The 24956-nt window shown below is 49.0% G+C and carries 29 protein-coding genes; all 29 read right to left on the bottom strand.

The features are described from left to right. Positions 1 to 16 precede the first annotated feature (16 nt). On the bottom strand, positions 17 to 589 hold the full coding sequence (locus J1C86_RS02495) for a histidine phosphatase family protein (RefSeq protein WP_125407430.1): 573 nt from the start codon (positions 587 to 589) through the stop codon (positions 17 to 19). After that, positions 586 to 1314: an adenosylcobinamide-GDP ribazoletransferase gene (gene cobS / locus J1C86_RS02490; RefSeq protein WP_002922141.1), complete on the bottom strand. Its 729-nt coding sequence runs from the start codon at positions 1312 to 1314 to the stop codon at positions 586 to 588. Before cobS ends, J1C86_RS02495 begins: the two co-directional genes overlap by 4 nt. Further along, on the bottom strand, positions 1311 to 1895 hold the full coding sequence (gene cobU / locus J1C86_RS02485; RefSeq protein WP_125408806.1) for a bifunctional adenosylcobinamide kinase/adenosylcobinamide-phosphate guanylyltransferase: 585 nt from the start codon (positions 1893 to 1895) through the stop codon (positions 1311 to 1313). Before cobU ends, cobS begins: the two co-directional genes overlap by 4 nt. Beyond that, positions 1888 to 3186, bottom strand: a complete 1299-nt coding sequence (gene hemL, locus J1C86_RS02480) for a glutamate-1-semialdehyde 2,1-aminomutase (protein WP_125408805.1) — start codon at positions 3184 to 3186, stop codon at positions 1888 to 1890. The genes cobU and hemL overlap by 8 nt, the downstream gene beginning before the upstream one ends. A gap of 42 nt (positions 3187 to 3228) precedes the next feature. Next, the gene (gene hemB / locus J1C86_RS02475; protein ID WP_125408804.1) at positions 3229 to 4200 is read right to left on the bottom strand and encodes a porphobilinogen synthase; all 972 of its coding nucleotides are present in this window, start codon (positions 4198 to 4200) and stop codon (positions 3229 to 3231) included. Further along, the gene (locus tag J1C86_RS02470) at positions 4187 to 4912 is read right to left on the bottom strand and encodes a uroporphyrinogen-III synthase (RefSeq protein WP_125408803.1); all 726 of its coding nucleotides are present in this window, start codon (positions 4910 to 4912) and stop codon (positions 4187 to 4189) included. Before J1C86_RS02470 ends, hemB begins: the two co-directional genes overlap by 14 nt. Then, positions 4897 to 5817 carry a hydroxymethylbilane synthase gene (hemC, locus tag J1C86_RS02465; RefSeq protein ID WP_125408802.1) on the bottom strand — a complete coding sequence of 307 codons (921 nt, stop codon included), beginning with the start codon at positions 5815 to 5817 and terminating at the stop codon, positions 4897 to 4899. The genes J1C86_RS02470 and hemC overlap by 16 nt, the downstream gene beginning before the upstream one ends. Next, positions 5804 to 7057 carry a glutamyl-tRNA reductase gene (gene hemA, locus J1C86_RS02460; protein WP_125408801.1) on the bottom strand — a complete coding sequence of 418 codons (1254 nt, stop codon included), beginning with the start codon at positions 7055 to 7057 and terminating at the stop codon, positions 5804 to 5806. The genes hemC and hemA overlap by 14 nt, the downstream gene beginning before the upstream one ends. Positions 7058 to 7072: 15 nt before the next feature. Continuing rightward, positions 7073 to 7504, bottom strand: a complete 432-nt coding sequence (locus J1C86_RS02455; protein ID WP_002896443.1) for a precorrin-2 dehydrogenase/sirohydrochlorin ferrochelatase family protein — start codon at positions 7502 to 7504, stop codon at positions 7073 to 7075. Positions 7505 to 7515: 11 nt separating this feature from the next. After that, positions 7516 to 8091 carry a cob(I)yrinic acid a,c-diamide adenosyltransferase gene (locus J1C86_RS02450; RefSeq protein ID WP_002896444.1) on the bottom strand — a complete coding sequence of 192 codons (576 nt, stop codon included), beginning with the start codon at positions 8089 to 8091 and terminating at the stop codon, positions 7516 to 7518. Beyond that, positions 8088 to 9587, bottom strand: a complete 1500-nt coding sequence (locus J1C86_RS02445) for a cobyric acid synthase (protein WP_125408800.1) — start codon at positions 9585 to 9587, stop codon at positions 8088 to 8090. The genes J1C86_RS02450 and J1C86_RS02445 overlap by 4 nt, the downstream gene beginning before the upstream one ends. Continuing rightward, positions 9572 to 10387, bottom strand: a complete 816-nt coding sequence (locus J1C86_RS02440) for an energy-coupling factor ABC transporter ATP-binding protein (protein WP_125408799.1) — start codon at positions 10385 to 10387, stop codon at positions 9572 to 9574. The genes J1C86_RS02445 and J1C86_RS02440 overlap by 16 nt, the downstream gene beginning before the upstream one ends. A 62-nt stretch (positions 10388 to 10449) precedes the next feature. Continuing rightward, complete coding sequence (locus tag J1C86_RS02435; protein WP_032908916.1) at positions 10450 to 11124, bottom strand: CbiQ family ECF transporter T component; 675 nt, start codon at positions 11122 to 11124, stop codon at positions 10450 to 10452. A gap of 117 nt (positions 11125 to 11241) precedes the next feature. Continuing rightward, positions 11242 to 11547 (bottom strand): energy-coupling factor ABC transporter substrate-binding protein, encoded by a 306-nt coding sequence (locus J1C86_RS02430; protein WP_125408798.1) that lies wholly within the window; start codon positions 11545 to 11547, stop codon positions 11242 to 11244. Further along, positions 11544 to 12278 carry an energy-coupling factor ABC transporter permease gene (locus J1C86_RS02425; RefSeq protein WP_002901131.1) on the bottom strand — a complete coding sequence of 245 codons (735 nt, stop codon included), beginning with the start codon at positions 12276 to 12278 and terminating at the stop codon, positions 11544 to 11546. The genes J1C86_RS02430 and J1C86_RS02425 overlap by 4 nt, the downstream gene beginning before the upstream one ends. 69 nt (positions 12279 to 12347) lie before the next feature. Then, on the bottom strand, positions 12348 to 13049 hold the full coding sequence (locus tag J1C86_RS02420) for a cobalt-factor II C(20)-methyltransferase (protein ID WP_125408797.1): 702 nt from the start codon (positions 13047 to 13049) through the stop codon (positions 12348 to 12350). A 9-nt stretch (positions 13050 to 13058) separates the two neighbouring features. Further along, the gene (locus J1C86_RS02415) at positions 13059 to 13826 is read right to left on the bottom strand and encodes a sirohydrochlorin cobaltochelatase (RefSeq protein WP_061592181.1); all 768 of its coding nucleotides are present in this window, start codon (positions 13824 to 13826) and stop codon (positions 13059 to 13061) included. A 13-nt stretch (positions 13827 to 13839) separates the two neighbouring features. Then, a complete protein-coding gene (gene cobA, locus J1C86_RS02410) occupies positions 13840 to 15279 on the bottom strand; it encodes a uroporphyrinogen-III C-methyltransferase (RefSeq protein WP_125408796.1) in 1440 nt (479 codons plus the stop codon). 18 nt (positions 15280 to 15297) lie between these two features. Next, positions 15298 to 16047 (bottom strand): precorrin-6A reductase, encoded by a 750-nt coding sequence (gene cobK / locus J1C86_RS02405; protein WP_125408795.1) that lies wholly within the window; start codon positions 16045 to 16047, stop codon positions 15298 to 15300. Further along, positions 16044 to 16769: a precorrin-3B C(17)-methyltransferase gene (gene cobJ / locus J1C86_RS02400; RefSeq protein ID WP_125356104.1), complete on the bottom strand. Its 726-nt coding sequence runs from the start codon at positions 16767 to 16769 to the stop codon at positions 16044 to 16046. Before cobJ ends, cobK begins: the two co-directional genes overlap by 4 nt. A gap of 76 nt (positions 16770 to 16845) precedes the next feature. Next, the gene (gene cbiG, locus J1C86_RS02395; RefSeq protein WP_185757492.1) at positions 16846 to 17907 is read right to left on the bottom strand and encodes a cobalt-precorrin 5A hydrolase; all 1062 of its coding nucleotides are present in this window, start codon (positions 17905 to 17907) and stop codon (positions 16846 to 16848) included. Continuing rightward, complete coding sequence (locus tag J1C86_RS02390) at positions 17897 to 18670, bottom strand: cobalt-precorrin-4 methyltransferase (protein ID WP_125408793.1); 774 nt, start codon at positions 18668 to 18670, stop codon at positions 17897 to 17899. Before J1C86_RS02390 ends, cbiG begins: the two co-directional genes overlap by 11 nt. Beyond that, positions 18670 to 19239, bottom strand: coding sequence for a decarboxylating cobalt-precorrin-6B (C(15))-methyltransferase (locus J1C86_RS02385; protein ID WP_032905439.1), 570 nt, complete (start codon positions 19237 to 19239; stop codon positions 18670 to 18672). Before J1C86_RS02385 ends, J1C86_RS02390 begins: the two co-directional genes overlap by 1 nt. Continuing rightward, positions 19211 to 19843, bottom strand: a complete 633-nt coding sequence (locus J1C86_RS02380; RefSeq protein WP_002925791.1) for a cobalt-precorrin-7 (C(5))-methyltransferase — start codon at positions 19841 to 19843, stop codon at positions 19211 to 19213. The genes J1C86_RS02385 and J1C86_RS02380 overlap by 29 nt, the downstream gene beginning before the upstream one ends. Further along, positions 19834 to 20961 (bottom strand): cobalt-precorrin-5B (C(1))-methyltransferase CbiD, encoded by a 1128-nt coding sequence (gene cbiD / locus J1C86_RS02375; protein WP_002896466.1) that lies wholly within the window; start codon positions 20959 to 20961, stop codon positions 19834 to 19836. The genes J1C86_RS02380 and cbiD overlap by 10 nt, the downstream gene beginning before the upstream one ends. Continuing rightward, positions 20961 to 21665 (bottom strand): cobalt-precorrin-8 methylmutase, encoded by a 705-nt coding sequence (locus J1C86_RS02370; RefSeq protein WP_125408792.1) that lies wholly within the window; start codon positions 21663 to 21665, stop codon positions 20961 to 20963. The genes cbiD and J1C86_RS02370 overlap by 1 nt, the downstream gene beginning before the upstream one ends. Continuing rightward, on the bottom strand, positions 21666 to 22364 hold the full coding sequence (locus J1C86_RS02365) for a cobalt-precorrin-8 methylmutase (RefSeq protein ID WP_002901147.1): 699 nt from the start codon (positions 22362 to 22364) through the stop codon (positions 21666 to 21668). It lies immediately after the preceding gene. Between the two features lie 9 nt (positions 22365 to 22373). After that, positions 22374 to 23324: an adenosylcobinamide-phosphate synthase CbiB gene (gene cbiB, locus J1C86_RS02360; RefSeq protein ID WP_125408791.1), complete on the bottom strand. Its 951-nt coding sequence runs from the start codon at positions 23322 to 23324 to the stop codon at positions 22374 to 22376. Position 23325: 1 nt separating this feature from the next. Next, on the bottom strand, positions 23326 to 24684 hold the full coding sequence (locus J1C86_RS02355; protein ID WP_125408790.1) for a cobyrinate a,c-diamide synthase: 1359 nt from the start codon (positions 24682 to 24684) through the stop codon (positions 23326 to 23328). Between the last annotated feature and the right edge of the window lie 272 nt (positions 24685 to 24956).

Below are 24956 nucleotides of genomic sequence, written 5' to 3'. Positions count from 1 at the left end.
TTTAAATAATAGAGCCTTAGAGTAAGGTCGCCTGCCAAGTCTGGTTCCGCTCTTCCAAGAGCAGCACTCGTCCTTGGGGGACATCAATGTTCCAAAAAACAGCCTCTCGGTCAACCAAATGCTGGTAAATTAAGCGAAGGACTCCCAAATGAGCTACTAGAGCCATTGATTCCTCAGCACTATCTAGCAGGCGGTCTGTTGCTGTCCAGACTCTGGTCTGAAAAGCTGAGAAAACTTCTGCCTCAGGAGGCGTGATCTCAAAGGGGGCTTCCAGCCAAGCCTGCCAGACTTCTGGAAAAGCCGCTTCAATCTCATCAGCTGTCAAGCCTTCCCATTGCCCAAAGCCCCGCTCGTCAAAGTCGCCTATGGGCTGGACTTGCCTGTCTGGAAAAGCCAGCTGGGCTGTTTCCTGCGTCCGCTTAAGACTACTAGTGTAGATTGCATCAACCGCATGCTTCTGCATCAGCAGCGCCAGCTGCTTGGCATCTTTTTGGCCTTGCTCGTTGATAGAGACATCATGGCTGCCGTAGAAACAGCGCCTACGGTTGTAGTCTGTCTGACCATGCCGCATCAGATACCATCTTTTCATCCTAGCACCACCAATCCCAAGAGATAGAGGAGCTGGGCGATTTCGACATAGGCCCCTAGCGTATCGCCTGTGTGGCCGTCAATTTTATTATAAACGAACCGGCGATAGCCGATTGCTCCCAGAAATACCAAGCCATAAGCCAAGAGGCCTCTCCAGCTGAAAACCAGCAGAGATAAGAGTAAGGGGAGAAGCTGGGCAAGCAGGATATGACTCGTCTTGCTGCCACTGAAGAAATTTCCCGAGCCGCCGCCTTCTCTGGCATAGGTCATCCGGTAAAGCTGTAGGCTCAAACCGGCCTTGCCAATCATGGTCAGACTGGCCACGATAAACCAGCGAGGCTCTGGCAGATAAGGATAGAGAACCAGCATCAAAGCATAGTAGAGAATGAGCGCCAGAACGCCATTGCTGCCAATCCGGCTGTCCTTCATAATCTCCAGCATCCGCTCCTTCTTACGAGAGGAGAAGAGCCCATCCGCCGTATCCGCTAAAGCGTCCAAGTGAAAGCCACCTGTCAGCAGAACATCGAAAGCAAGGGTCAGAACCCAAGCAACCATTCCTGGTAAGACTAGACTCATTAGGAAATAAAATCCACCTGAAATCAAACCCAGCAAGAGACCAAAGAGGGTCAGAAAAGGAAGTCCCCGTCGCAGATAGGAAATATCCACTGCCTTTGGAATCACAATCCGGCTAAAAAATTGGGTATAGATAATCAATGCCTTTATCATTTCAACTGCTGAGCGAGGCCGCAAATGACTAGATAAACCTCACTCGCCTCCTTTGCAATCAGTTGGTTAATCTTGCCCTGCACATCACGGAAAAAGCGTCCTAGTCTGGTCTCTGGGACAATGCCCAGTCCAACCTCGTCCGTTACAATCCAGCACTCAGCATCAGTCTGATGGATTGCAGATAGGAGCTCTTGCCATTCTTCTTCCAAGAGCTGCAGCAGAAAAGACTGCTCCTGACGGCTGAGAAAGTTTTCTTCCGTCAGCTCCAGCTTATCCGGAAAATGCTGGGCAATCAAATCAAAGAGGCGATTGCTGGTCAGAAGCGTGGCACAGTCCAGCAGGTAAACTGGATGTGATTGCTCTCGCAGCCAGTCCGCAAGCCCTGCATACTGCTCCTGAGTCGTCCAGGAAGCCGGCCGCCGTTCTTGGTGCAGCCGAATCCGCTCCTGCCATTCTGGATCTTCTCCTCGGGGCAGGCCGGTCGCAATATAGCAAACTCGCTCTCGGTCCGCTAGTCGTTCCTCCGCAAATGCAGACTTGCCACTTCTGGCACCGCCTGTCACTAACACAATCTTAGCCATTTGCTTCTTCTTTCATTACTTGAAATGCCTGCTCAAAGGCTGCCAAGGTCTGGTCTAGGTCCGCTCTAGTATGGGCACTGGACATAAAGTTGGTTTCGTACTGAGATGGCGCCAGATAAATGCCCTGTTCCAGCAATAGTCCATGCAGTCGTGCAAACTGAGCATGGTCAGCCGCCTTAGAATCCTCAAAGTTACGGACTGGCTTCTGACTGAAGAAGAAGCCAAACATGGTACCTTTTGATACGACTTGCAGATCAATACTGTACTTATCGGCTAGACTTCGCAAGCCATCACAGAGGTAGCTTGTTTTCTCTTCAATCTCAGCAAAGAGCTCCGGTGTTAGCTGTTTCAGGGTTTCATAACCGGCCGTCATGGCGACTGGATTGCCCGACAAAGTGCCGGCCTGATAGATGCTGCCTAGAGGCGCTACCTGATCCATATAGACGGCCTTGCCGCCAAATGCTGCGACTGGGAAGCCGCCACCGATAACCTTGCCCAAACAGACCAGATCTGGCTCTGTCTGATAGAGGCCGACTGCCCCCTGATAATGAGCTCGGAAACCACTCATGACCTCGTCCACGATGAAGAGAGAGCCGTATTCATGAGTGAGGGAGCGAATAGTACTGATAAAGTCCGCATCCGCTGGAATCAAGCCCATATTGCCCGCAACGGCTTCTAAAATGACACAGGCGATGTCATCTCCATGCTTTTCAAAGCAAGCCTTGAGAGCATCTGTATCATTGTAAGGCAAAGCCAGAGTTTCCCCAGCTACCTGAGCAATGACTCCGGCAGAATCAGCAATCCCAAAGCTGGCCAAGCCTGAACCAGCCTGAACCAAAAAGGAATCGCTGTGGCCGTGATAGCAGCCGATAAATTTGACAATTTTAGAGCGCTTGGTCACTCCACGCGCTACCCGAATGGCGCTCATGGTCGCTTCCGTTCCCGAATTGACCATCCGCATTCTTTCCATGAAAGGCAGACGCTCCTGCACCAGCTGGCCGAGGGCAATCTCTCTGGGGCTCGGAGCACCAAAGCTGGTTCCCTCCCAAATAGCTTCCTCAACTGCTGGTAACACATCCTTAGGAGCATGCCCCAAAATCATAGGTCCCCAAGACAGGACGTAGTCAATATAACGGTTGCCATCAACATCATGCAGATAGGCTCCGCTGGCTTTTTCGATAAAAAGCGGGTGACCGCCCACAGCTTTAAAAGCTCGGACAGGACTGTTGACCCCGCCTGGAAAGAGCTTTTGAGCCTCTGCGAAATATTGGTTGGAATGTTCTCTCTTCAAGTTCGTCCTCCTTATCTAGAAAACTGCTGTTTTCCGCAGTCTCTATCCTTCTCTCAGATAGCCAGCCGCATCCTTGGCAAAATAAGTGATAATCAAGTCTGCACCAGCCCGCTTCATACTGATCAAGGTTTCCATGACAATAGCTTTTTCATTGATCCAGCCCTGCTGGGCTGCTGCCTTGACCATAGCGTATTCTCCACTGACATTATAGGTCACCAGAGGCAGCCGGGTTTCCTGCCGCAGCTCTCTGAGGATATCCAGAAAGGCTAGAGCTGGCTTAACCATGAGAAAGTCTGCTCCCTGCTCCTCATCGCTCTTGGCTTCTCTCAAAGCCTCCAAGCGATTGGCGGGATCCATCTGATAGGTCTTGCGGTCACCAAAGGCCGGAGCACTCTCACCTGCATCTCGGAAAGGTCCATAAAAACTAGAGGCAAACTTAATCGCATAGGACATGATGGGAATGTCTTCAAAGCCAGCCGCATCAAGCCCCTGACGAATAGCCGCCACAAAACCGTCCATGGCATTGGAGGGCGCAATGACATCTGCTCCAGCCCTGGCTTGGCTGACAGCGACTTCTGTCAGTCTAGTCAGAGACAGATCATTGTCCACTTCTTCCCCTCGCAAAATACCGCAATGGCCGTGACTGGTAAACTCACAGAGACAGGTATCTGCAATGACGACTGTCTCAGGGAAATGCTTCTTGATTAGACGGATAGCTTCCTGCACAATGCCATTTTCAGCTGAAGCCTGACTGCCAGTTTCATCCTTTTCTGATGGAATGCCAAAGACGATAAAAGCCCGAATGCCCAAGTCCACACATTCCTGAACTTCTGGCAGCAAATCCTCGAGGGAGAACTGATAAACTCCCGGCATGGAGGCTACTTCTTGCTTTTCAGTCAAGCCTTCCTTAACAAACAAGGGTTGGATAAAATCATCCACAGACAGCTTGGTTTCTCGAACCAGCTGCCGCAGACCGCTGCTTCTCCTCAGCCTGCGATGTCTATAAAATTCCATGCTTCTTCTCTTCTTTCTTGATTATTTCCTTGACCATTTCCTCAACAGAAGGACTCTGGGGCTGGTAGTCTACCCCATAGCCGGACTCCTTGACTGCCTGAGCCGTTGTCTGGCCAATCACTGCAATCTGATGGCTGGATGCTAGATGGGGCTTAATAGCACAAAAACTCTGCCAAGCCGATGGACTGGCAAAGGTCCAAATCACATCCTCTTGGGACAGATAGGTCTCAAGCTGGTCCTGACCAGCAGGATTTGAGGTCGTTTCGTACATAGGCCAAGCCCAGACCTCATGACCTGCTTCTTTTAACTTCTCAGCCAGACTGGGATTGGAGAGGCTGCTCTGAGGCAGCAAGATCTTTTGTGTCGGCAGAGCCAAATCCAGCCACTCCTGAATAAAGTCAAGACCATAGTGGCTACTGGCCTGAAAATCACAGGCTCGGCCTAGCTTATCCAGCGCCTGACTGGTCTGCGGCCCAATGGTCGCAATCTGGAAGTCCGCTTTCAGATAGGGACTGAAAGCCTCTACTGCGACAGCGCTGGTAAAAAAGACCCAGTCGACTTCTGGCAGTGCTGCTTGGACATCTTCTGGCAAGGGCAGGGACTGACAGCGAATGAGAGGAACATGGTGCGTCTCAAATCCAGCCCGTCTGATTTCTTCTAGCCAAGCAGAGTCTGGCGCCTGCTCTCTGGTAAAGATTATTTTTTTAACCATGGCATTCCTACTGCTCCCTTATCGGCTAACTGGCGTACAGCCTGCTCTGCCAATACCTGACCATCCTGCCCTTGAAGGCTGACAAAGATGCATTGACCGTCCTCCTTGGCCAGCATGGCCTCTAGCTGGTAGTCCTGACCGTTTTTCTGGGCAAAAGCAGCGATAGGGAAGGTGCAGTCCGCATTCATCTGAGCCAAAACTGCCCTCTCAACTGCCACTTCAGCAGCTGTCTTCTCATCCTGAACAGTTGCCAAGAGACTCCGTAGCTCCTCATCCTCTTCCCGGCATTCCACTGCCAAAGCTCCCTGAGAAATAGCTGGCAGGCAAAGACTGGTCTCTAAAGGCTGAATGTGAAGACGGCTTTGGTCCAACCAGCCCAAACGTTTAAGTCCAGCCATAGCCAAGACAATCGCATCGTATTCACCCTCTTCCAGCTTCTTGATGCGGGTATCAATGTTGCCTCGAAGTGGCTTAAACGTCAAATCCGGTCTCTGAGCCTGCAGCTGAACCTGCCGGCGAATGCTGCTGGTTCCTATCAGAGCGCCCTTAGGCAGGTCAGCCAATGTCTGGCCAGCTTGACGGAAAATCAAGCAATCCCGGACATCTTCTCGCTGACTAATCGCACCGAGCGCACAGCCCTCAGCTAGTTTAGCCGGCATGTCCTTGAGACTATGGACTGCCATATCAATCTCACCAGCCAAGAGGGCTCGTTCGATTTCCTTGACAAAGACTCCCTTGCCCCCAATTTCCTGGAGGCTGACATGGGTCAAGCGATCTCCTTTTGTGGTATAGGGAACGAGGACAAAATCCCGCTCTGGATGGATCGCCTTGAGCTGGTCCACTAACTGCTGGGTCTGGGTCATGGCCAGCTTACTCTTGCGGGTTCCTACCTTAATGACCTTCATCTTTTCCCCTTTCTCTGTGCAAGCCAAATATCTTGGCAATCAAGGCAATGTCATAGTCTGAATGCTCTCCGACTGACAGCTCTTTGAGCTGCAAGATTGGCTCCTTCAAGACTTGGTTGATAATACTCTTCATGTGCTTGGAAATCTGCTTCTGCTCCCGCTCGGTCAAATCCGGAAACTTACGATTAAGGCTTTCCATGGCCGAAGCTTGAGCTTCCAAAGCCTTATCCCTGATTTCCTGAATCAGAGGAATAATGCCCAGTTGCTGACGCCAGTCAGCAAACTTGACCAGCTCCTCATCAATCTCCAAAGCAATCCGACCGGCAATCTCCTGCCGTTCCGCTTTGTATTGCTCCAGTTGATTGGTCAGATTTTCGATATTATAGAGCTTCAGAGATGAGCCTGGATGGCAGGAACGAGGCAGACAGAGGTCAAACACGACCGCATCCGCCTTAAGCATGGAGGGAAAGATAATATATTCTTCCGTTTTAACAGCTGAAAAGACCACATCCGCATCCGCCAGCACTGCCTCCAACTCATCCCAGCCATGGGCAGATACCCTGTCCTCTGTCAGAAAAGGCTGGGCCTTGCTGACTGTCCGATTGAGCAGCATGACGGATTCGAATGAACGCTGGAGTGCATACTTAGTCACCAACTGACCAATCTCTCCCAGACCGATCACAGCTACCTTTTTAGTGCTGTAATCCAGCCCCAGTCGGTCCAATTCTTGGATGGCGGTCAGACCGATAGAAATGGGCCGGTCATTGATTCGATAAGTATCATGCATGCGCTTGGCAAAGGTCAGCGCCTGCTTGAAAGCCTGATTGAGGACAATTCCAGTCGTACCAGCATCTTGCGCTGTCAGGAAAGCCTGCTTGAGCTGGCCCAAGACCTGACTTTCACCGACAATCTTGGATTCCAATCCGATAGAGACCCGCAGCAGATGCCGCAAGGCCTCATCCCCCTCACGAAAGACTAAATACTCTTCCAGCTCCTTGACAGGAATCTGAAACCAGTCAGCCAAAAAATGCTTGGAATAGTAGCGGCCAGTGTGCAGCTGGTCCACCACCAGATAGAGCTCAGTCCGATTGCAGGTGGACAGGATGATATTTTCCAAGATACTTTTTTCTCTTTTCAGGAGCTTCAGAGCTTTCAGCCCCTCCTGATCTGAAAAATGTGCTTTTTCCAAAATTGACAGCGGCGTTTCCCGATGGGTCAAACCCACGTATAATAGGTGCATGCTTCTTTCCTTCTTTTAAAGTTGGTCTAAAATCGCTTCTATCTTCTTGCGAATCTCCTTGGAACGGCTGGGCGAGAGACCGTTGGTCGAGATCATGACAGATACGTCCTTCTTTCTCGCAATGGCTACATTGTAGAAGTCAGAAAAGGTCTTGTCGCCCGTATTGTTTACCAGCTGACTGGGTGCAGCATCCTCCATAATCTGACGGTTGACCTCAGCCTGATCTGTACAGGCAAAGACCAGCTTAGCGCCTTCCAAATCGCCTGTCTGGTAGGGTCTAGCTAGCCACTGGATCTCCGCCTGTGGAATATCAGCATGCAGAGTCGGACTGACCACCGTCACAGCAGCCTGCTCAGCCAGCAGGGTCTTAATCTTCCGCGCTGCGACCTTGCCGCCTCCCACTACCACGACTTTCTTCTCTCTGATATTAATCATGACTGGATACATGCTGGCTTCTCCTATTTCTTTTCCCGAAAGATTTTCGCGCTGCGTTTGTAGATTGTATCTGGCTCCTCGAGCCGGTCATTGACCAATCGAGCCAGCACAAAAAAGTAATCCGACAGGCGGTTGATATAGATCAAGCCTATCTCATTGACCGCTTCATCTGCCTCTATAACAGCCACCATGCGTCGCTCCAGACGTCTGGTCATGGTGCGGGCCACATGCAGGAGACTGGCAATCCGATGGCCGCCCGGAATGATAAAGCGGTCGATTTTCGGAGGGATATGCATATACTCATCCATCCGCTCCTCCAGCCAGCTGACATTGGCTGGTTCTTGCTTGTAGGGGCGTAACTCCCGCGGCGTAGCCAAGTCGCTGCCGCAGTCAAAGAGATGCTGCTGGATTTCCTCGCATTCCAGACGCAGGTCATCCAAGATAGGATAGTCACGCATCTCAGATACGACATAGCCAAGATGAGAGCATAGCTCATCCATCGTTCCATAAGCTTCGACCCGAATATGAGTCTTGGATACTCGGTCCCCACCGTAGAGCCGTGTAAAGCCCTTGTCACCGTATTTCGTATAAATTCTCATTTTTCTTCTCTGTTGATGATTTGATAAATCTGCTCCATGTCCAAAGACTGGCGCAGGACGTCTGCTAACTTATCATACTCTCTGTCTTTAAAGTCTTTGATACTGACAAGCTGGTCCTCTAGCGGCTCTAAGCCCTTAGCCAGCCGAAGTTCATTCAGGTACTGACGAGTCCATTCTAGATTGTCAAAGACCCCATGAAGGTAGGTTCCTTGCACCTGACCGCCATAAGCCACTGCTCCATCCAGACGCTCGGTCGCCTCACCATTTTGCTCCTTGATGATGGAAAATGGCTCAAGGCTATCCGCCAGCTGGGTTTCCCCCATGTGAATCTCGTAGCCCTCTAGCTCTTGCCCCTCATGCAGGGCTCTGACCTGAGTCGTCCGCTTGACCGGCTGAAGCACTGTCTCGGTCTCTAAAATACCTAGACCGCTAATCTCTTCTAAGTCAGACTCTAGGTGCAGCGGGTCGCTAATCTTCTGCCCCAGCAGCTGATAGCCGCCACAGATTCCAAAGATTCGCACGCCCTGCTCCAGACACTCGAGAATCTCGGATTCAAGTCCGGACTCTCTCAGATAGTTCATGTCTTCAATGGTATTTTTGCTGCCTGGCAGAATCAAGAGATCCGGCCGACCGATTGCATCACCAGGCTGGACATAGCGGACAGAAACATCCGGCTGGATTTCCAGACTGTGAAAATCCGTAAAGTTGGACAGGCGCTTGAGGCTGACAACTGCGATATCCAGACTCTTTCTGCTATCAAAGCGCCGACTTTTCTGTACCAATGCCACACTGTCTTCGCTGTCAATATCCAGCTGGGCATAAGGCACGACTCCGATAACCGGCACCTGGGTCAGCTCCTCAATCATATCAATACCGGACTGCAGCAGGGCCACATCGCCACGGAATTTATTGATAATAACACCCTTGATCCGCTTGCGGTCCTCAGGAGGCATGAGCTCAATCGTTCCGTAGATAGAGGCAAAGACTCCTCCCTTATCAATATCCGCCACTAAAATCACTGGCGCATCGACCAGCTTGGCCATGCCCATATTGACAATGTCTCGGTCATTGAGATTGATTTCAGCTGGACTGCCTGCTCCCTCAATAATGATAATATCATTCTCAGCGCCCAGCTCCTCATAGACTTCCTTAATCTTAGGCAGGAGCTGCTGCTTGTATTCATGGTATTCGACGGCATCCATATCCCGCAGTACACGGCCTAAAAAGACGACCTGGGACTTGCGGTCAGACGTGGGCTTGAGCAGAACTGGATTCATGCGGACATCCGGCTCTTTACCAGCTGCCTCAGCCTGAACAACCTGAGCCCGGCCCATTTCATCTCCTTTTTTGGTAATAAAGGAATTAAGCGCCATATTCTGCGACTTAAAAGGCACCACTTCTAGGCCATCCTGCTTAAAAATCCGACAGAGGCCCGCCGCAATAATGCTTTTTCCAGCATCTGAGGCAGTCCCCTGTACCATCAATGATTTGACCATGTTCCATTTCCTCCTAGCTGCTCAAAGAAAGCAGCTTCATTTTCTGCCAGTGGCGTCTGGATAGTCTGATGAAGCTTGACAATCCAAGGTACAGCCAAGCCTGCCTCTACTAGCAGATCTCCCTGCTGGAAGAAATCAAACTTGCTGCCCTGTGCGATCAAATGCCCCTTCTCCAGTAGGTAGGCATAGTCACAGCAGTCATACATCAGATCCATGTCATGGCTGGATACGATAATGTTGGTTCCAGCCTGGACCAGCTTTTTCATGGTCGCTGCCATCTGGTCCCGCCCTTTTGGATCCAGTCCTGCCGTAGGCTCATCCAGCAGCAGATACTTGGGCTGCAGGGCCAGCATGCCAGCAATAGCCACCCGCTTTTTCTGGCCGTAGCTCAAATACTGCAAGGGTCTGTCCTGCAGATGAGAAATGTCCATCATCTCTAAAGCCGTCGCCACTCTGCTGGTTATCTCGTCTTCTTCATAGCCCAAGTTTTCCAAGGCCATGCCAATATCGTCCTTCACAATGGTATAAAAGAGCTGCTGCTCTGGATTCTGAAAGACCATATTGACATGCTGCCGATACTGGAACAAGGCCTTCTTAGAGTCGCCTACAGGCTGACCATCATATAAAACACTGCCCTTCTGCGGTTGGAGCAGTCGGGTGATGATTTTCATGATGGTAGACTTACCTGAACCGTTGACTCCCAGAATGCCAGTAATCCGGCCCTCTTCGAAGTCCATAGAAATATCGTGCAGCGTTGGATTTTCGTCATACGAAAAAGAAATATTCTTTACTTGTAACATCTATGTTTCCTATCTACTTTCCATTATAGTATAAAAGCAGTCTTATTGTAAATGCGCTTTCATTATTCACTGTGCTCAGCATCAAATCTTAGCGTCAGTACTTCATTTAAATGCTGATTATCATCCAGCAATTTAACAAAAAGAGTATTGGCTAATCTGCCCCAAGCTTGGTGCTGCTTCCTTTTATTGTAAAAGGAGAATTTCAAGTCCAAGGTATCTCGAATGGTCACAAACTCATAGAAGACCAGGAAAATGAAGCGATACATGAGGACAATCAAGTCTAGCAGTACCCGCGGGACGTGCATGGCTTTAAAAAGCCGCAGCATCTGCGCAAAAGGCACTGTCAGGACAAAGAAATAAGTCGAAACCAAGGATGAATAGATGCGCAAAAGGATAAAAATGGTCTGTTGAACAGAGGATTGGCTGATGCCCAGATAACCCTGACCTAAAGGCAAGGCCAGCAAGAGCTGTTCCTGATTATTCTGATAGGTCAAGACAAAGGTCAAGAGACTAATCAGGATAAAGATACTAGCATGAAGATACCACTTTAGATAGCGCAACCACGGAAGCCGAGCTAGATAGCAAGTCAGAGGCGCCACCAAGACAATGAGCCCTAGCTGCAGACTCCTGACACCAGAAAAACTGACAGCTAACAAGAGTACATAGATGACAAATTTATAAGCAACCGGCAGATTTTTCAACCGGTTTTGATAGGCGTATTTATCAATCGCAAACATGAGGTAGCTCTCCTTTCTAGCTATGTTTTGCAATACCTCCCAGAACAGAGCAACTCCAGTCCCAGACAGGCTTAATCGCTATCAAGAACCAGAGCTCGCTCTTACTGTTGAAGGCTTTTATTTATGTTCAGAAACTTTCTTTTGTTGGCCTTGTTTTTTCCCTTTGTGGTAACCAATGACATAGAAGATGATCCCCGCTCCGATACTGCCTTGCAGGGTAAAGAGCAGACTCTCTACTTCCGGACCTGCTGGCTCAAAAATCGGTGAAAACCAAGGCTCGTAGTCTTTTTGGATAGTGCTAATGGTTTTTTCAGCAGCGTCATCTGTTCCACTGTATTCCACACCCTTAGGGGCAAAGATAAAGGCAGCTAGAGTGACTGCTACTGCAGCCAAGATCAAGATGAGATTCTTATATTTTTTCATTTGAACAGACCTGCTCTTTCTTTGACATTTTCTGAGATTAAGTTATAGAGGACAACTGTCAGCAATCCTTCTACGATAGCAATCGGGATTTGAGTGGTCAAGAAGACACCCATGAATTTCAATGCAGAACCAACAAAACCGCTGTTAGCATCTGGGAAGACTAAACCGAGCTGGATAGAAGTTGTCGCATAAGTCGCCAAGTCCGCAATCACCGCACAGATAAAGATAGATACCGGTGTAGACAGCTTGATGGATTTAGCAAACTTATAGACAAAATAACCAACAAATGGACCAACCACTGCCATTGAGAATGCATTGGCACCCAGAGTAGTCAAGCCGCCGTGAGCCAAGAGGAGGGCTTGGAAGAGCAAGCAGATGGTTCCCAAAACGCTGATAACGGACGGACCAAACATAGCTGTCCCCAGACCAACCCCAGTCGGATGCGAACTGGATCCTGTAACAGACGGAATCTTCAAAGAAGACAGGATAAAGATAAAGGCACCGGACAAGGCTAGCATGGTCTTGGAATTTGGATCCTCTGCAACGATTTTCTTGATGCGCATCAAGCCGACCACAAAGAAAGGCAGGAATACGGCGAACCAGAAGATACACCAAAAGAGTGGAAGATAGCCTTCCATGATATGCATAGCTGACACAGACTGGGTACTCAGTACCGCCAAAATAGCCAACAAGGCCACAAAAGTTACTTTTTTATTTTTCAATAGTTTCATATTTTTTTCCTTTACTAAGAACCTAAGCTCAAAAGGATGAATGTTTATCCATGAACATGGGTTCTGATATTAAAAAATCTTCTTTTTCACGAGGAAGGTAGTAAAATAAGGCAGCTTGGTTTCTGGTGTGATTCCCTCGAGGCCCAGCAGGGTCTGCTGCTTATCCGTCGAAGAATTGCTAACCATAAAAGTCTGCTGCAAGAGATCGAGCTTTTCTAGCAGGGGCAGGACAGTATCTAGGTGATTGGCCACCTTCATGATCACAATCGAGTCATGCAGCTCAAGCGCTGCCTCAATCTTCTCAGCAGAAGCCGTAGCCGGCATGACCGCCAGAGATTCCTCATCCATAGTCAGGGGCTGACCTAGCTCAGAAGCCATGCTGCAGAAAGAGGTGATACCAGGGATGGTCTGACAGTCGATTTCCTTTTCCAGCAGGGCCAGCAGATAGCTGTATGTGCTGTAGACCATGGGGTCACCCAGTGTGATAAAGCCGACATTCTTGCCAGACTTGACATCCTCTGCGATTTCAGCAGAGATGGCCTGCCACTGGACTTCTTTGGTCGAATTGGAACGGACCATAGGGAAATGCCGCTGCTTGATTTCCAGTTGCTCTTTCAGGTAGGGCTCTGCAATGCCTAATGCAAAGCTCTTACTCCCTTTCTTAGCCTCAGGTGTATAGAGAATATCTAAGTCTTCCAAAAGCCGACTGGCCTTGATAGTCACTAGCTCGCTATCACCCGGTCCCACACCAATTCCGTAAAATTTTGCCATTCCTTCCTCCTATTCGATGATTTCTTCTAAATGCTGGATGTAGAGCTGCTGAACTTCAGGGTATTCGCCCAGACCAACTAGATGGGCCTTAACCTCATATCCTCGCTCCTTGAAGAAGTGATACCAAGAACCTTCCTCATCTGAGCTCATATCATTGGTCGCATGGTCGCCCGCTACCAGCATGAAAGGTGCCAGGTGAACTTCTCGGACACCCTCTTGCTTCAGTTCCTGCTCAATCAGCTCAACCGGAGGATAGCTTTCTACACATCCGATATAGACTGAGCTTCCCTTCATCATATGATCCAAGGCCGCATAAGCTGTAAAGGCATAATGCTGACTGCCATGGCCCATCAAAACTGTTGCTGCACCCTGACCCTCATGGCCATACCGTTCCAGCAGAATATCCTTGACGGCCTCATAGTCTTCCTGACTGTTGAGCAGAGGCTTGGCAACGACCAGCTTTTTAAAAGCTGATTCAAACTCTTTGGCTTGGGCAAGAATCTTTTCATACTCGCTGCCCAAAATGACATGGAGAGGTTGGATATAGACCTCTTCAGTGCCCGCTTCCAAGAGCTGTTCCAAAACCTCTTTGACCGTAGGAATATCTAGACCTTCCTGCTTCTTAATCCGCCGTCTAACGACATTTGAGGTAAAAGCTCGGTGGACTGGATAGTCTGGAAAATGTTCCTGAATAGCCTGCTCACAAGCCTCAATTGTTTTACGTCTGGTCTCGGGATAGGTTGTTCCGAAACTGACTACTACTATAGCTTTACTCATGACCCGTATCCTTTCAGAGAATTTCCCGACATTTGTCAATGATGGAAGCAATAGTCGCTTCATCTGTCTCAACAATCTTGCTAAAGCCTGCTTCTTCTAAAACAGCCCGTGTGCTGGCACCCATGACAACGATTGGAACATCCTTCCAGTCATATCCAGCTTCTTGACTGGCTGCCACAAAGTTCATGGCCGCAGCAGAGTTCGGAAGACAGACCACTTCAATCTCTGACCAATTGTCACTGCTAATCTGACTGTCAAAGGCCAGCCTGTGGCTAGCAATAATCGGCAATGAATAGAGTTCTGCCAGACTGGCTTTCTTATGCTCAGCTGTCAGAATATACCAGTTGCCGCCTTCTTTTTCAAGAGCAGCAGCGAAATCCGCATCCGACTGCTGAGGCGTCATCCGATCTAGAACAATGCCGCTCGCTTCGATAGACTTAGCCGTATGATGACCGATAGCCGCAAAGCGGATGTGCGGCAGACTGCGCAAGTCTTTGCCTGCCTTGCGGAGGGCTTTCAAGAAGAGAGGCCAGCTCTGCATATCTGCAAAGAGGAGACCATCTACCTGCTCCAAGTCCGGCAGCTGCAATTCTAACTCTTCAACCAAATCTCGAGATGGGAAAGTGGTCAGCGCAGCTCCAGCATCCTTGAGCAAGCGAGGAAGTCTGCCCGTCTCTGACTGCTGGATGAAGATTTTACGGCCGAAAAGCGGCAGATTCTCATGGAAATTCAGCTGCTGTCTATAGGCCACGACATCACCTACCACAATGACACTGGGTGCCTTAAAATCCTCAGCTTCTGCTAGTTCTACTATGTTCCCCAAGGTTCCGTCCACTGAGCGCTGCTGAGGATGGGTTCCCCATTCAACGATGGCGGCTGGCTTGTCCTTGCCATAGCCTCTAGCCGTTAGCTCTTGGACGATGGAAGGCAGATTTTTCATGCCCATGAGGAAGACCAAGGTTCCTTTGAGCTCAGAAATTGCTTCCCAATTGAGCATCTCTGTCTCATCCTTAAGATGGGCTGTAAAAACATGAAAGCTAGTTGCTACATCCCGATAAGTCATAGGAATCCCTGCATAGGTCAGACCAGCCACAGCAGAGGTGATACCTGGCACCACTTCAAAGTCCACACCGGCTTCCACCAGCTTGACTCCTTCTTCTCCGCCTCGACCAAAGATATAGGGATCACCGCTCTTGAGGCGGACTACCCGCTTGCCCTGACGGGCTTTTTCGATGAGAATCTTTTCAATTTCTTCCTGTCGGATACAGGGCTGGCCTGGCTTTTTACCGACATCTATCTTTTCGCAGCCAGACTTTAGATGCTGAAAGAGCTCCTGATTGACCAAGCGGTCAAAGACCAAGACATCTGCTTCTTGAAGCCGTCTCTTTCCTTTGAGGGTCAACAACTCCGCATCACCTGGACCTGCTCCCAGTAATGTTACTAAACCGGACATTTTTTCTCCTTTTATTAGCTATTTTGTCAGATAAACCTCTAGCTCTTCTAAGCTAGAAACCATCTGCGGATAGGCCACAATTGGCCGAGAGATGATAATGCAGTCCATCCCCAGCTCTTGACAGCCGTCAATCTTTTCACGAATACCACCGACGGTACCGCTCTCCTTGGAAACAAAGACATCTGCCCCCGAGCGCAGCAAGAGCTCTTTATTGCACTCTTTGGAAAATGGAGCCTTAATCGCATCAATCTGATCCGCTACCAGTCCCAGCCGCTCACAAGCCAGAAGCACTTCCGAAGTCGGCAGAACGCGAACAACAATCCGCTGCTCTGGCAGCCCCTTGACAAAGAGAGGCAAGGTCTTGCTGCCCGTTCCCAGGTAGACTGTCTTGTAGCCACGCTTAGCAATCTCTTCAATCGCTTCTTGGGTCGAGTGCACTACGATGGCCCCGCTCAAATCCAAGGTCGCCTGACGCTCAAAGCGCAGGTAAGATACACCGGCCATCTCTGCCGCCCGGATGGCTTCCTTGGACACAATGTCCGCAAAAGGATGGGTCGCATCAATGATTTCATCCACATCATTCTCTTTGATAAAGGCAACCATATCCTCGGCTGTCAGCCGGCCCTGAATGACCGGCTGGCCGAATTTGGAAGCCAAGTGCCGGCCGTAGTCTGTGACAACAGAGCTGGTCACATCGATTTTCAAGCGGTCAAGCACTTCTAAAATAGCGGTGCTGTCGGATGTCCCTCCCAGCAGTAATTTCATCATAAAGTATATCCTCGAGGTGTAATCATGCGTCCGTTTTTAACATAAGTTTCTTTGTTACCAACGATAACGATTGTCGTCATATCTACCAAAGTTTCATCCAAGTCTTTGATAGTCGTCAAGATGATTTCCTCATCCTTACGGCCAATGTCCTTACCGATACCGACAATAGTATCCTCTGATTTGTACTCAGACATGATAGAAAGTGCCTTGGCCAGATGGTCTGGGCGTCCCTTACTCCGAGGGTTATAGAGGCAGACTACAAAGTCACCTTGAGCTGCGGCATGCAGACGCTTCTCAATCATTTCCCAAGGCGTCATCAAGTCACTCAGACTGATGTGACAGAAGTCGTTCATGAGGGGAGCTCCCATAGCTGCAGCGGCACCCAGACTAGCTGTAATACCTGGAACCACTTTAACTTCTACATCACTGGCATCTCCCAGCAATTCTAAAATCAAGCCAGCCATCCCATAGACTCCGGCATCTCCACTGGAAACAACTCCGACATTTTTGCCAGTCTCTCTAGCCAAATCAATTGCCTTTTGACAACGGTCGATTTCCTGGCGCATGCCATTCGCTACGAGCTCCTTGTCCTTGACCAAATCAAGAATCAATCGCATATAAGTCGAGTAGCCAACGATAATCTCACAATCGGCTATAGCAGCCAATGCTTCTTGTGACATCAATTCTTTTTTACCTGGGCCTAATCCGATAACGTATAACATATATTTTTTCTCCTTTATGGGTATGATAAAATTCTATAATGGCAGTTGGTTCATAAGACCGTCTGCTCTTTTTGATTTACTTTTTGGTTATTGCTTTTGCAAGCGCATAGGTACAGCCGCTCTTGGCAAAGCGCTCTGTCAGGACTTGACCTTGACTGGCCAGATCTGCGCTGGCCAAGGCGACACTGCCGACTCCGACTGTCTTTTTGACAAATTCTGACTGAGGATAGCGGTCTGCTACGACAGACAGCTCTTCCTTACTAAAGGTCTCAAAGGGACAGCCCAATTCCTCGGCCAAGGCTAGAATAGCTGCTTCATCCTTCTTGACATCAATGCTGACGATTTTGGAAATCTCGCTGGCAGAAATTCCCTCCTGCTGACAAAATTCCTCAAAGCCTTCGCGGAAGACAGCGGGAGCCACATCCTTTCTGGCGCCAACTCCTAAAATATAGGGTTGAGGATAGATGAGAGCCAGATTTTCTCTTTGAATGTCCTTTTTTTCTGCAGTCAGCAGAATCAGCGGTTCCGTTCCCTTGAGAACAGCCGCAAGTCCTTCCTCATCCACCAGAGTCAGACCGCGAAGGTCCGTAACCCAGTCCTTTTCCTGATAGAAATAGACGGTTCGGCCGCTACCTAGATAGCTGTTGAAAGGTTTGATGAATTCTCTCAATTCCGGCTGCCAGCCATTGACTGACTGGGCCAGATTGTCCAAAGCTGTCACATTCTGCACATCTGTCGCTGTCGTGATAACAGGATTGGAACCGAGCAATTCTGCGATGTCTAGCGTCACTTGATTGGCTCCGCCTAGATGTCCGCTCAGCAGGCTGATGACATTGGTCGCTTTCTCATCCATGACAACCACTGCTGGGTCAGTTGCCTTGTCTTTCAAGACTGGTGCAATAGCTCGCACAACTGCACCAATAGCCATAATACAAATGAGAACATCCACTTCCTGAAAGAGCTGCCCAAGCGCCTCAATCACACGTCCTTCGATGGCAATGACCCTGTCATCTGCCAAGCGAGGAGTCGTATAGATAGGAATTTCCTTGCCTAGCTTCTCCCGCAGAGTCAGAGCCAAGTCCTTGCCGACCGCTGTCACTGTTGCGATTGCGTAGCGAGGTTGAGAATTACTTAGCATGGCTGCTCTTCCCCCGTCTAAACTCATGCTGGAAATCCGCATGGTAGAGCTTGGAATAGTAAAATTCCTGACCTAAAAAGTCACCGACCAAAATCAAAGCTGTCTTTCTAATCTTAGCTTCCTTGACCTTCTCAGCAATATTTGTCAAATCGCCAAAGACCTTCTTTTCATCCGGCCAAGTAGCCTTGTAAATAACAGCCACAGGCGTTTCTGGAGGATAGCCACCCTCGATCAGCTCGCTGACGACCTTTTCAATGCCTTGAACGGACAGGAAGATAGCCATAGATGTCCGGTGCTGAGCATAGCTTTTCAGGGATTCCCGATCTGGCACAGGCGTCCGGCCAGCCATCCGAGTAATGATGAGGCTTTGAGAAACCTCTGGTACGGTATACTCTGCCCCGATACTGGAAGCAGCTCCCAGAAAAGAGCTGACGCCCGGCGTGCAGTCAAACTCTATGTCCCGCTTCTTCATCTCTTCGATCTGCTCTCGAATGGAGCCATAAATGGAGAAATCTCCCGTCTGCAGGCGAACCACATCTTTACCAGCCTTGACTCCAGCCTCCATGACATCGATGATTTCCATCAAGTGCATGCTGGCGCTGTCGTGAATCTCAGCTCCTTCTTTACAGAAGTTCAGCAGATCTGGATTGACCAAGGAGCCTGCGTAAATGACCACATCAGCCTCAGACAGCTGCTTGTAACCTTTGAGCGTAATCAGCTCGACATCACCTGGGCCTGCTCCAACAAAATGTACTTTGGACATCAATTAGCCTCTCTTTCTTTTTTCTTACAGGAAACGATAATGGTCGGATTCTGAGGTTTGAAGTAGTGCCCCTTGCCTATAGCTGTCCAGCGACTAGCCTGAACCGAGACAATCTCTAAATCCTCCCAGTCCATCTGCTCCGCTATTTGAGCTGCTTCCAGAGCATTCTCCAGCAGGATAAAGTTCAAGACCAGCCGACCGCCCGGCTCCATGAGCTGGGCACACCAGTCGAAAATCTCCTGCATATTGCCCCCGGTCCCTCCGACAAAAATGGCATCAAAGCTGCCATCCAGCTCAATCGGAGCCAGTCCTTGATGGAGACGGACATTGTGGCAGCCAAAGTGCTGGATATTCTCCTGCGTCAAGGCCACCGCGTCTTCATTTCGCTCCACCGCCACCACTTCCAGTTCTGGATAGGTTCGGGCTGCCTGAATCGTGACACTACCAGTGCCAGAACCGACATCCAGCATGCGCTTGGCTCGATGCAGCTCCAACTTATCCAAACTGATGGCTCTGACTTCTTCCTTAGTCATAGGGACTTTAGCCCTGATAAATTCCGAATCCCTCATCTAACACCACCACTACATTCATTTCATATTCTCTATCTTCTACCTCACTCGCAGGCAGAATGGTAATACGCTCGTCTTCATAACTCAGCTGCTCACCGATGACCAGCACCTTATCTAAGCCTCTTTTAACAGCCTCTTGAGCAATCTCATAGGGGCCAACTTTCTGATCGGTCACCATAAAGACTTTTGACAGACTCATAATCAGGTCAAAATTAGGCTCCTTAGCATGGCTGCTCGTCAGATAAGCATCGTTCATGGGCAGGGCAATTCTACTAGCCAGATACTGCATGGCGCTGATACCCGGCGAGATGACCACGCGCCCCTTGAACTTCTCTGATAGCCATTTGCCCAAACCGTAAATCAGAGGGTCGCCTGAGGCCAGATATAAAATTTCTTCATCCTCACCAAAGCTTTCCAGCAATTCTGCTAACGCAGCCAATTTTTTAGGAGGGACCAGGCCCTTGTCCCGATAAGCCGGCGGTAAAATTTCCAGATGGCGTTCACTGCCCAAAATGCGGTCAGCCTTTTCAAAATAGGCTTCCTGTCCCAGAAGACCATAGCTAGGATCTCCCGGACCAATTCCGATAACATAAATCATGTCCATTCCTCCTTTATCTGCTCCAAAGGCTGGGTTGAGGCCAAATAGCCTTCCTCAGTCCCAAAGACGACCACTTCAATATTGACTTCTGGCTTACGATAGCGGAGCAGGCGCTCACTTCTAGCCTTGATCTTATCCGCCAAGACCTGATAGACACCCTCATAAGAAAATTCTTTAATGGCTGTTCCAGCTGCCTCGGTCGTCAAGCACTTGTCAACCTTTTCCAGCAGCTCAATAGGCGCCCCCATCAGGGCTAGATTAGCCACCAGCGTTTCCATACGAGCATCCGAGTCCTTGCTGTGAGTAGAGAAAATACCAGCCGCCACTTTGACAAACTTGCCCATGTGGCCAATCATCAAAACCTTGGTAAAGCCAATCCGCTGGACTTCTTTGAGGACATGTCCGACAAAGTTACTCATATTGACGATGCGCCCAGCTGGAATCCCCACAGTATTAGTCGCAAAATCTTCACCGTAGTTCCCCGGTACCAAGACGACTGAGCGATGTCCTTGATTGTAGAGCATGGTCAGCTCAATCGTGATGGACGCTTTCCAACTATCTTCAGACATTGGATTGACAATCCCTGTCGTTCCCAAGATTGAAATGCCACCGACAATACCTAGTCTGGAATTGTAGGTCAGCTTGGCCGTTTCTTCTCCTCCGGGAACGGAAATGATAACCCGTGCTCCACAGTTGGGACCGATAATCTCACGGACATGCTGCTCAATCATCCGTCTAGGAGTCGGATTGATGGCTGCCATGCCAACATCGCAGGCCAGTCCCTTTTCGGTCACGCGCCCCACTCCCTGACCACCGTCAATCTCGATTTCCGTCTGATCTGGTAAAAGAGTCACGGTCGAATAAATCAAGAGGCCATGCGTCGCATCCGCATCATCGCCGCCATCTTTTTCAATGGCCGCTGTCGCCTCTTCTGGCCCAAAGGAAGGATTGTGAACATCCATGGTCACTTCCACACCTGAAGCCGTATGAACAGTGACCTTTTCTTCTCTTTCCTGATTTAAGATCATGCTCAAGGCTGCAACAGTCGCTGCCGTTGCACAAGTGCCAGTTGTAAAACCTTTTCTTAATTTTTTTCCATTGACATAAGCGTATTCATCCATCATCAGCCCTCTCCTTTCTCCGGAGCCTGCTTTTTATCTGAAACACTGTAACGCTCATAGTCTGTAGTGTCGAGCTTGAGCTGGTAGAGAATGGCATTGACCACAGCTGCTGCGATGGTACTGCCGCCTTTTTGCCCCAGTGCCGCGATAGAAGGTACCGAACTTTCATGCAGTTTGAGCTTGGATTCTGCCGCTCCGACAAAGCCAACTGGAACTCCGACAACTGCATCCGGCTGCAAGTTTCCCTCTTCAACCATATCCAAAACCTTAAATATGGACGTTGGAGCATTCCCGAAGACAAATAGTTTTGGACCGTCCACTTTAGCTGCATATTCTACAGCGGCCATGGAGCGAGTAATTCCTTTTTCCTTAGCTTCCTGAAAGACTGCTGGCTCATTGACCAGACAACGGTAGGAAACACCTAGATCATCTAGCAATTTCTTATTAAAACCGCCCAAGACCATGGTTGTATCTGTAAAAATGGTACCCTTGTTTCGGAGGACGTAGAGGATTTTCTCAATAACCTGATTGGAAAACTTGATATTGTAGAGGTAGTCAAAGTCTGCACTGGTAAAGACAACCCGCTTGAGCACTGCCTCTTCAAAAGGATCCGAAAAATGAATATCTGGATGCTCTTGGTCAATAATTTCCTGAATCTTGCTGAAACTAGCTTCTTCAATCTTGTGCGCTGCTTTTAGATAGGACATCTAGTTCTTTCCTCCTTCTTTACTGGATGGTGTAGAGTAGCGGACATAGTCATCCGTCACCACTTCTCTCAGTTGGTAGATAATGGCATTGATAATGGCTACTACAATCGTGCTGCCGCCTTTTCTGCCGAGATTGACAAGGGCCGGAAGACCTGACTGAAGCAGTTCTTCTTTTGACTCTTCGACATTGATAAAGCCGACTGGAACCCCAATCACTGCATCCGCTTCTACCAGTCCCTGCTCTGCCAGCTCAATCAGATAAGACAGAGCCGTAGGAGCACCACCGAAGGCAAACACTTTAGGTCCTTCAATCTTAGCTGCTATCTCAACAGCTGCCATAGCTCTGGTAATCTGCTTTTCCTTGGCCAGCGCAACCACTTCTTCATCACTAATTAAACAGCGATAGCTCACACCCAGCTGGTCAAGCACGCGTTTATTAATCCCATTGAGAGAAATATTAGAGTCCAGCAGGATGGTACCCTTAGCTCTGATTACCTCTTCAATTTTTTTAAGGACATCGTGCTCAAAGCGCATGGTATAGAGATAATCAAAATCTCCCGTCGTATGGATAGCCCTCTTGATGATGGATTCTTCCATTTCCGAATGGAAGACATAATCAGGATCTTTTTCAGTAATCATAGACTGAATAATTTGAAAGCTCTTTTCCTCAATAGAGGAAGGATTTTGGATATATGTCATAGTATACTCCTAGAAATATGCTTGCATTACTAAATAAGAAAGAGTGAACAAGATTAAACCTGTCATGGTGCTTGTATAAAGCAGAGAGATAGCCGTCTGAATATCATCCGCCTCAACCGGTCTGAAAGCCTCTCCAATGGTCGGTTTTTCAATCAGCTCTCCGTGATAGACGTGCGGTCCGCCCAGCTGAATGCCCAGAGCACCAGCTACAACTGCCTCTGAAAAAGCACTGTTGGGACTAGCATGCTGATAGCGATCCCGCCAGCCGATCCGCAGGGCTCCTTTGACATCCAGCAGTAAAATCTGACTGCTGAGAATCAAGAACAGCCAAGTCAAACGCGCAGGAATCAGATTAGCCAGATCATCCATCTTGGCGGATATCAAGCCGATTTTGCGGTATTTTTCCGTCTTATAGCCTACCATGGAGTCCAAGGTATTGATGGCCTTATAGGTCATGGCTAGAATGGGGCCACCTAGAAAAAGGCAGAGCAGAGGGCCGATAACCCCGTCACTAGTATTTTCAGCCACCGTCTCAATCGTCGCCTTGCTGATTTCCTCTGGTGTCAGCTGGGAAGTTTCACGACCGACAATCATGCCAACTTGTTTTCTAGCTTCTTCCAAAGTTCCAAACTTGAGCGTATGGTAAACTTTTTGGGCCTCAAAAGCCAGACTTTTAGCTGCCAGACTGGCATAGGCCAGATAGATCCAGACGATCCAGTAGAGGACGGGATGAACCAGACCAGCCAGCCAGAGCAACCCGTAGCTCACTCCCAGCGCCAGTCCTACTGTTGTCAGCCAGAGGAAGAAGCCAAATAGATAGGGCGAAAACTGCCTTTTCTCCTGCAAACGCATACATAAATAAATATAGGAACCCATCCACTTGACTGGATGAGGCCAGCTATAGGGGTCGCCAATGAGCCAGTCCAGTAAGACGGCCAAAAAAATTGCAATGAGTGTCATATCAGTTCGCCTCTTTGATATAGTTCAGCCAGTTGGCCAGCAGCTGCTCATCCTGATAAAAATGAACATGCAGGTAGCTAGCAAAGGTCCGGCCCTTTTGATAACCGCCTGTCCAGGCAGCTACGACCTGACCGTCTCTGACCTTCTCTAGCTTGAGGACTGTATCTTCCTCCGTCTCAAAGACCGAATGGTGAAACTCATGTCCCCTGACCGCTGTACCTTTAGGGCCAAAAAGACTGTCTATCTGCGTTTCTGCTTGGCAGTAGCCAAAGCTTTTCAGGCCAGGTGTCATCAGGCTCTTGCCCTTGAAAATACCGACCATTTCATAGACCTGCCCCTCTACTTCCAGCAACTCTCCCAGATACATGAGTCCGCCACATTCTGCGTAGATTGGCCGGCCCTGCTCGTGAGCTTTCTTAACCGAAGCCCGAAAGTCAGCATTTGCCATCAGCTCCTGAGCGTAGACTTCTGGAAAACCGCCGCCAAAATAATAAGCATCTGCAACTGGCAGTTCCTTATCTTTCAGGGGGCTGAAAGGCACTAGCTGGACATTGAGCTCTCTTAAAAAGTCCAGATTATCTTCATAGTAAAAGTGGAAAGCATCGTCCAAGGCATAGGCCAAAGTCAAGGGCTGATTGTTGCGGATATGAAAAGGATTGGCCATCTGCTTATCGGGAAGTTCTGCCTTTTCCAGCAGCCTGTCTAGATTTATATGCTTGGCTGCTGCTGCTCCCAACTCCTCAAATCGACGGTCCAAATCATCCATTTCTACGTCTGGGATTAGACCCAGATGGCGCGATGGCAGCTCTGCTGTTGCATTTTTAGGAAGATAACCCAGAACTTCCACATCTGTATAACGCTCAATGGCGCCCTTGATGAGTTCAAAGTGAGTCTGCGAAGCCACCCGATTGATAATGACCCCAGCAATATCCAAATCCGGATCAAAAGTCGCAAAACCATGGACCATGGCTGCCGCCGAGGTGGATGTCGCCTTTCCATCGATAATCAAGACAACCGGAATTTCCAACTTCTTAGCAACAGAAGCAGAGGACGCACAGTCCTTGTCTGTTCCCAGACCATCAAAGAGCCCCATGACTCCTTCGACCACTGCCACATCAGCATCTCCATGCCATTTGTAGTAGGACCAAGCCAGACTCTGATCGTCCGGTATCATAAAGCTGTCCACATTCCGCGACGGTCGCTTGGTAATCCGACTATGATAAGCTGTATCAATATAATCAGGTCCTACCTTATAAGGCTGGACCTGATAACCTCTGTCTGCCAGAGCTTTCAAAATCCCTAGGGTAACTGTAGTCTTTCCAACACCGCTGGAAACACCAGCTAGCATAAATTGCTTCATCGCTTTACTCCAGATTCGCTGATAAAAAAAGTACTACAAAAAAATAAGGAATCTTTATTTTTTTTGTAGCACCGTTGCTCACTTATATGTAGAACAAACACCCCGTTGTGTTCGCTTTCAGTTCTTATATTAAATTTATTTTAATATAAACGACAAAAGCTGTCAAGTTTTTCCTAGAGCATCTGCGAAAAAAGTCAGGATTTTAGAGCGTCTTCACTGAAAACTGAGCATTTTTTACAATTCTGTTAAATTTAAAAAAACATCAGGAAAAG

The organism is Streptococcus sanguinis (assembly GCF_050220005.1).
In the GTDB taxonomy this organism is placed as follows: domain Bacteria; phylum Bacillota; class Bacilli; order Lactobacillales; family Streptococcaceae; genus Streptococcus; species Streptococcus sanguinis_Z.
The sequence above is the reverse complement of the archived record's forward strand: the minus strand, read 5'-3'. Positions and strand labels throughout refer to the sequence as shown.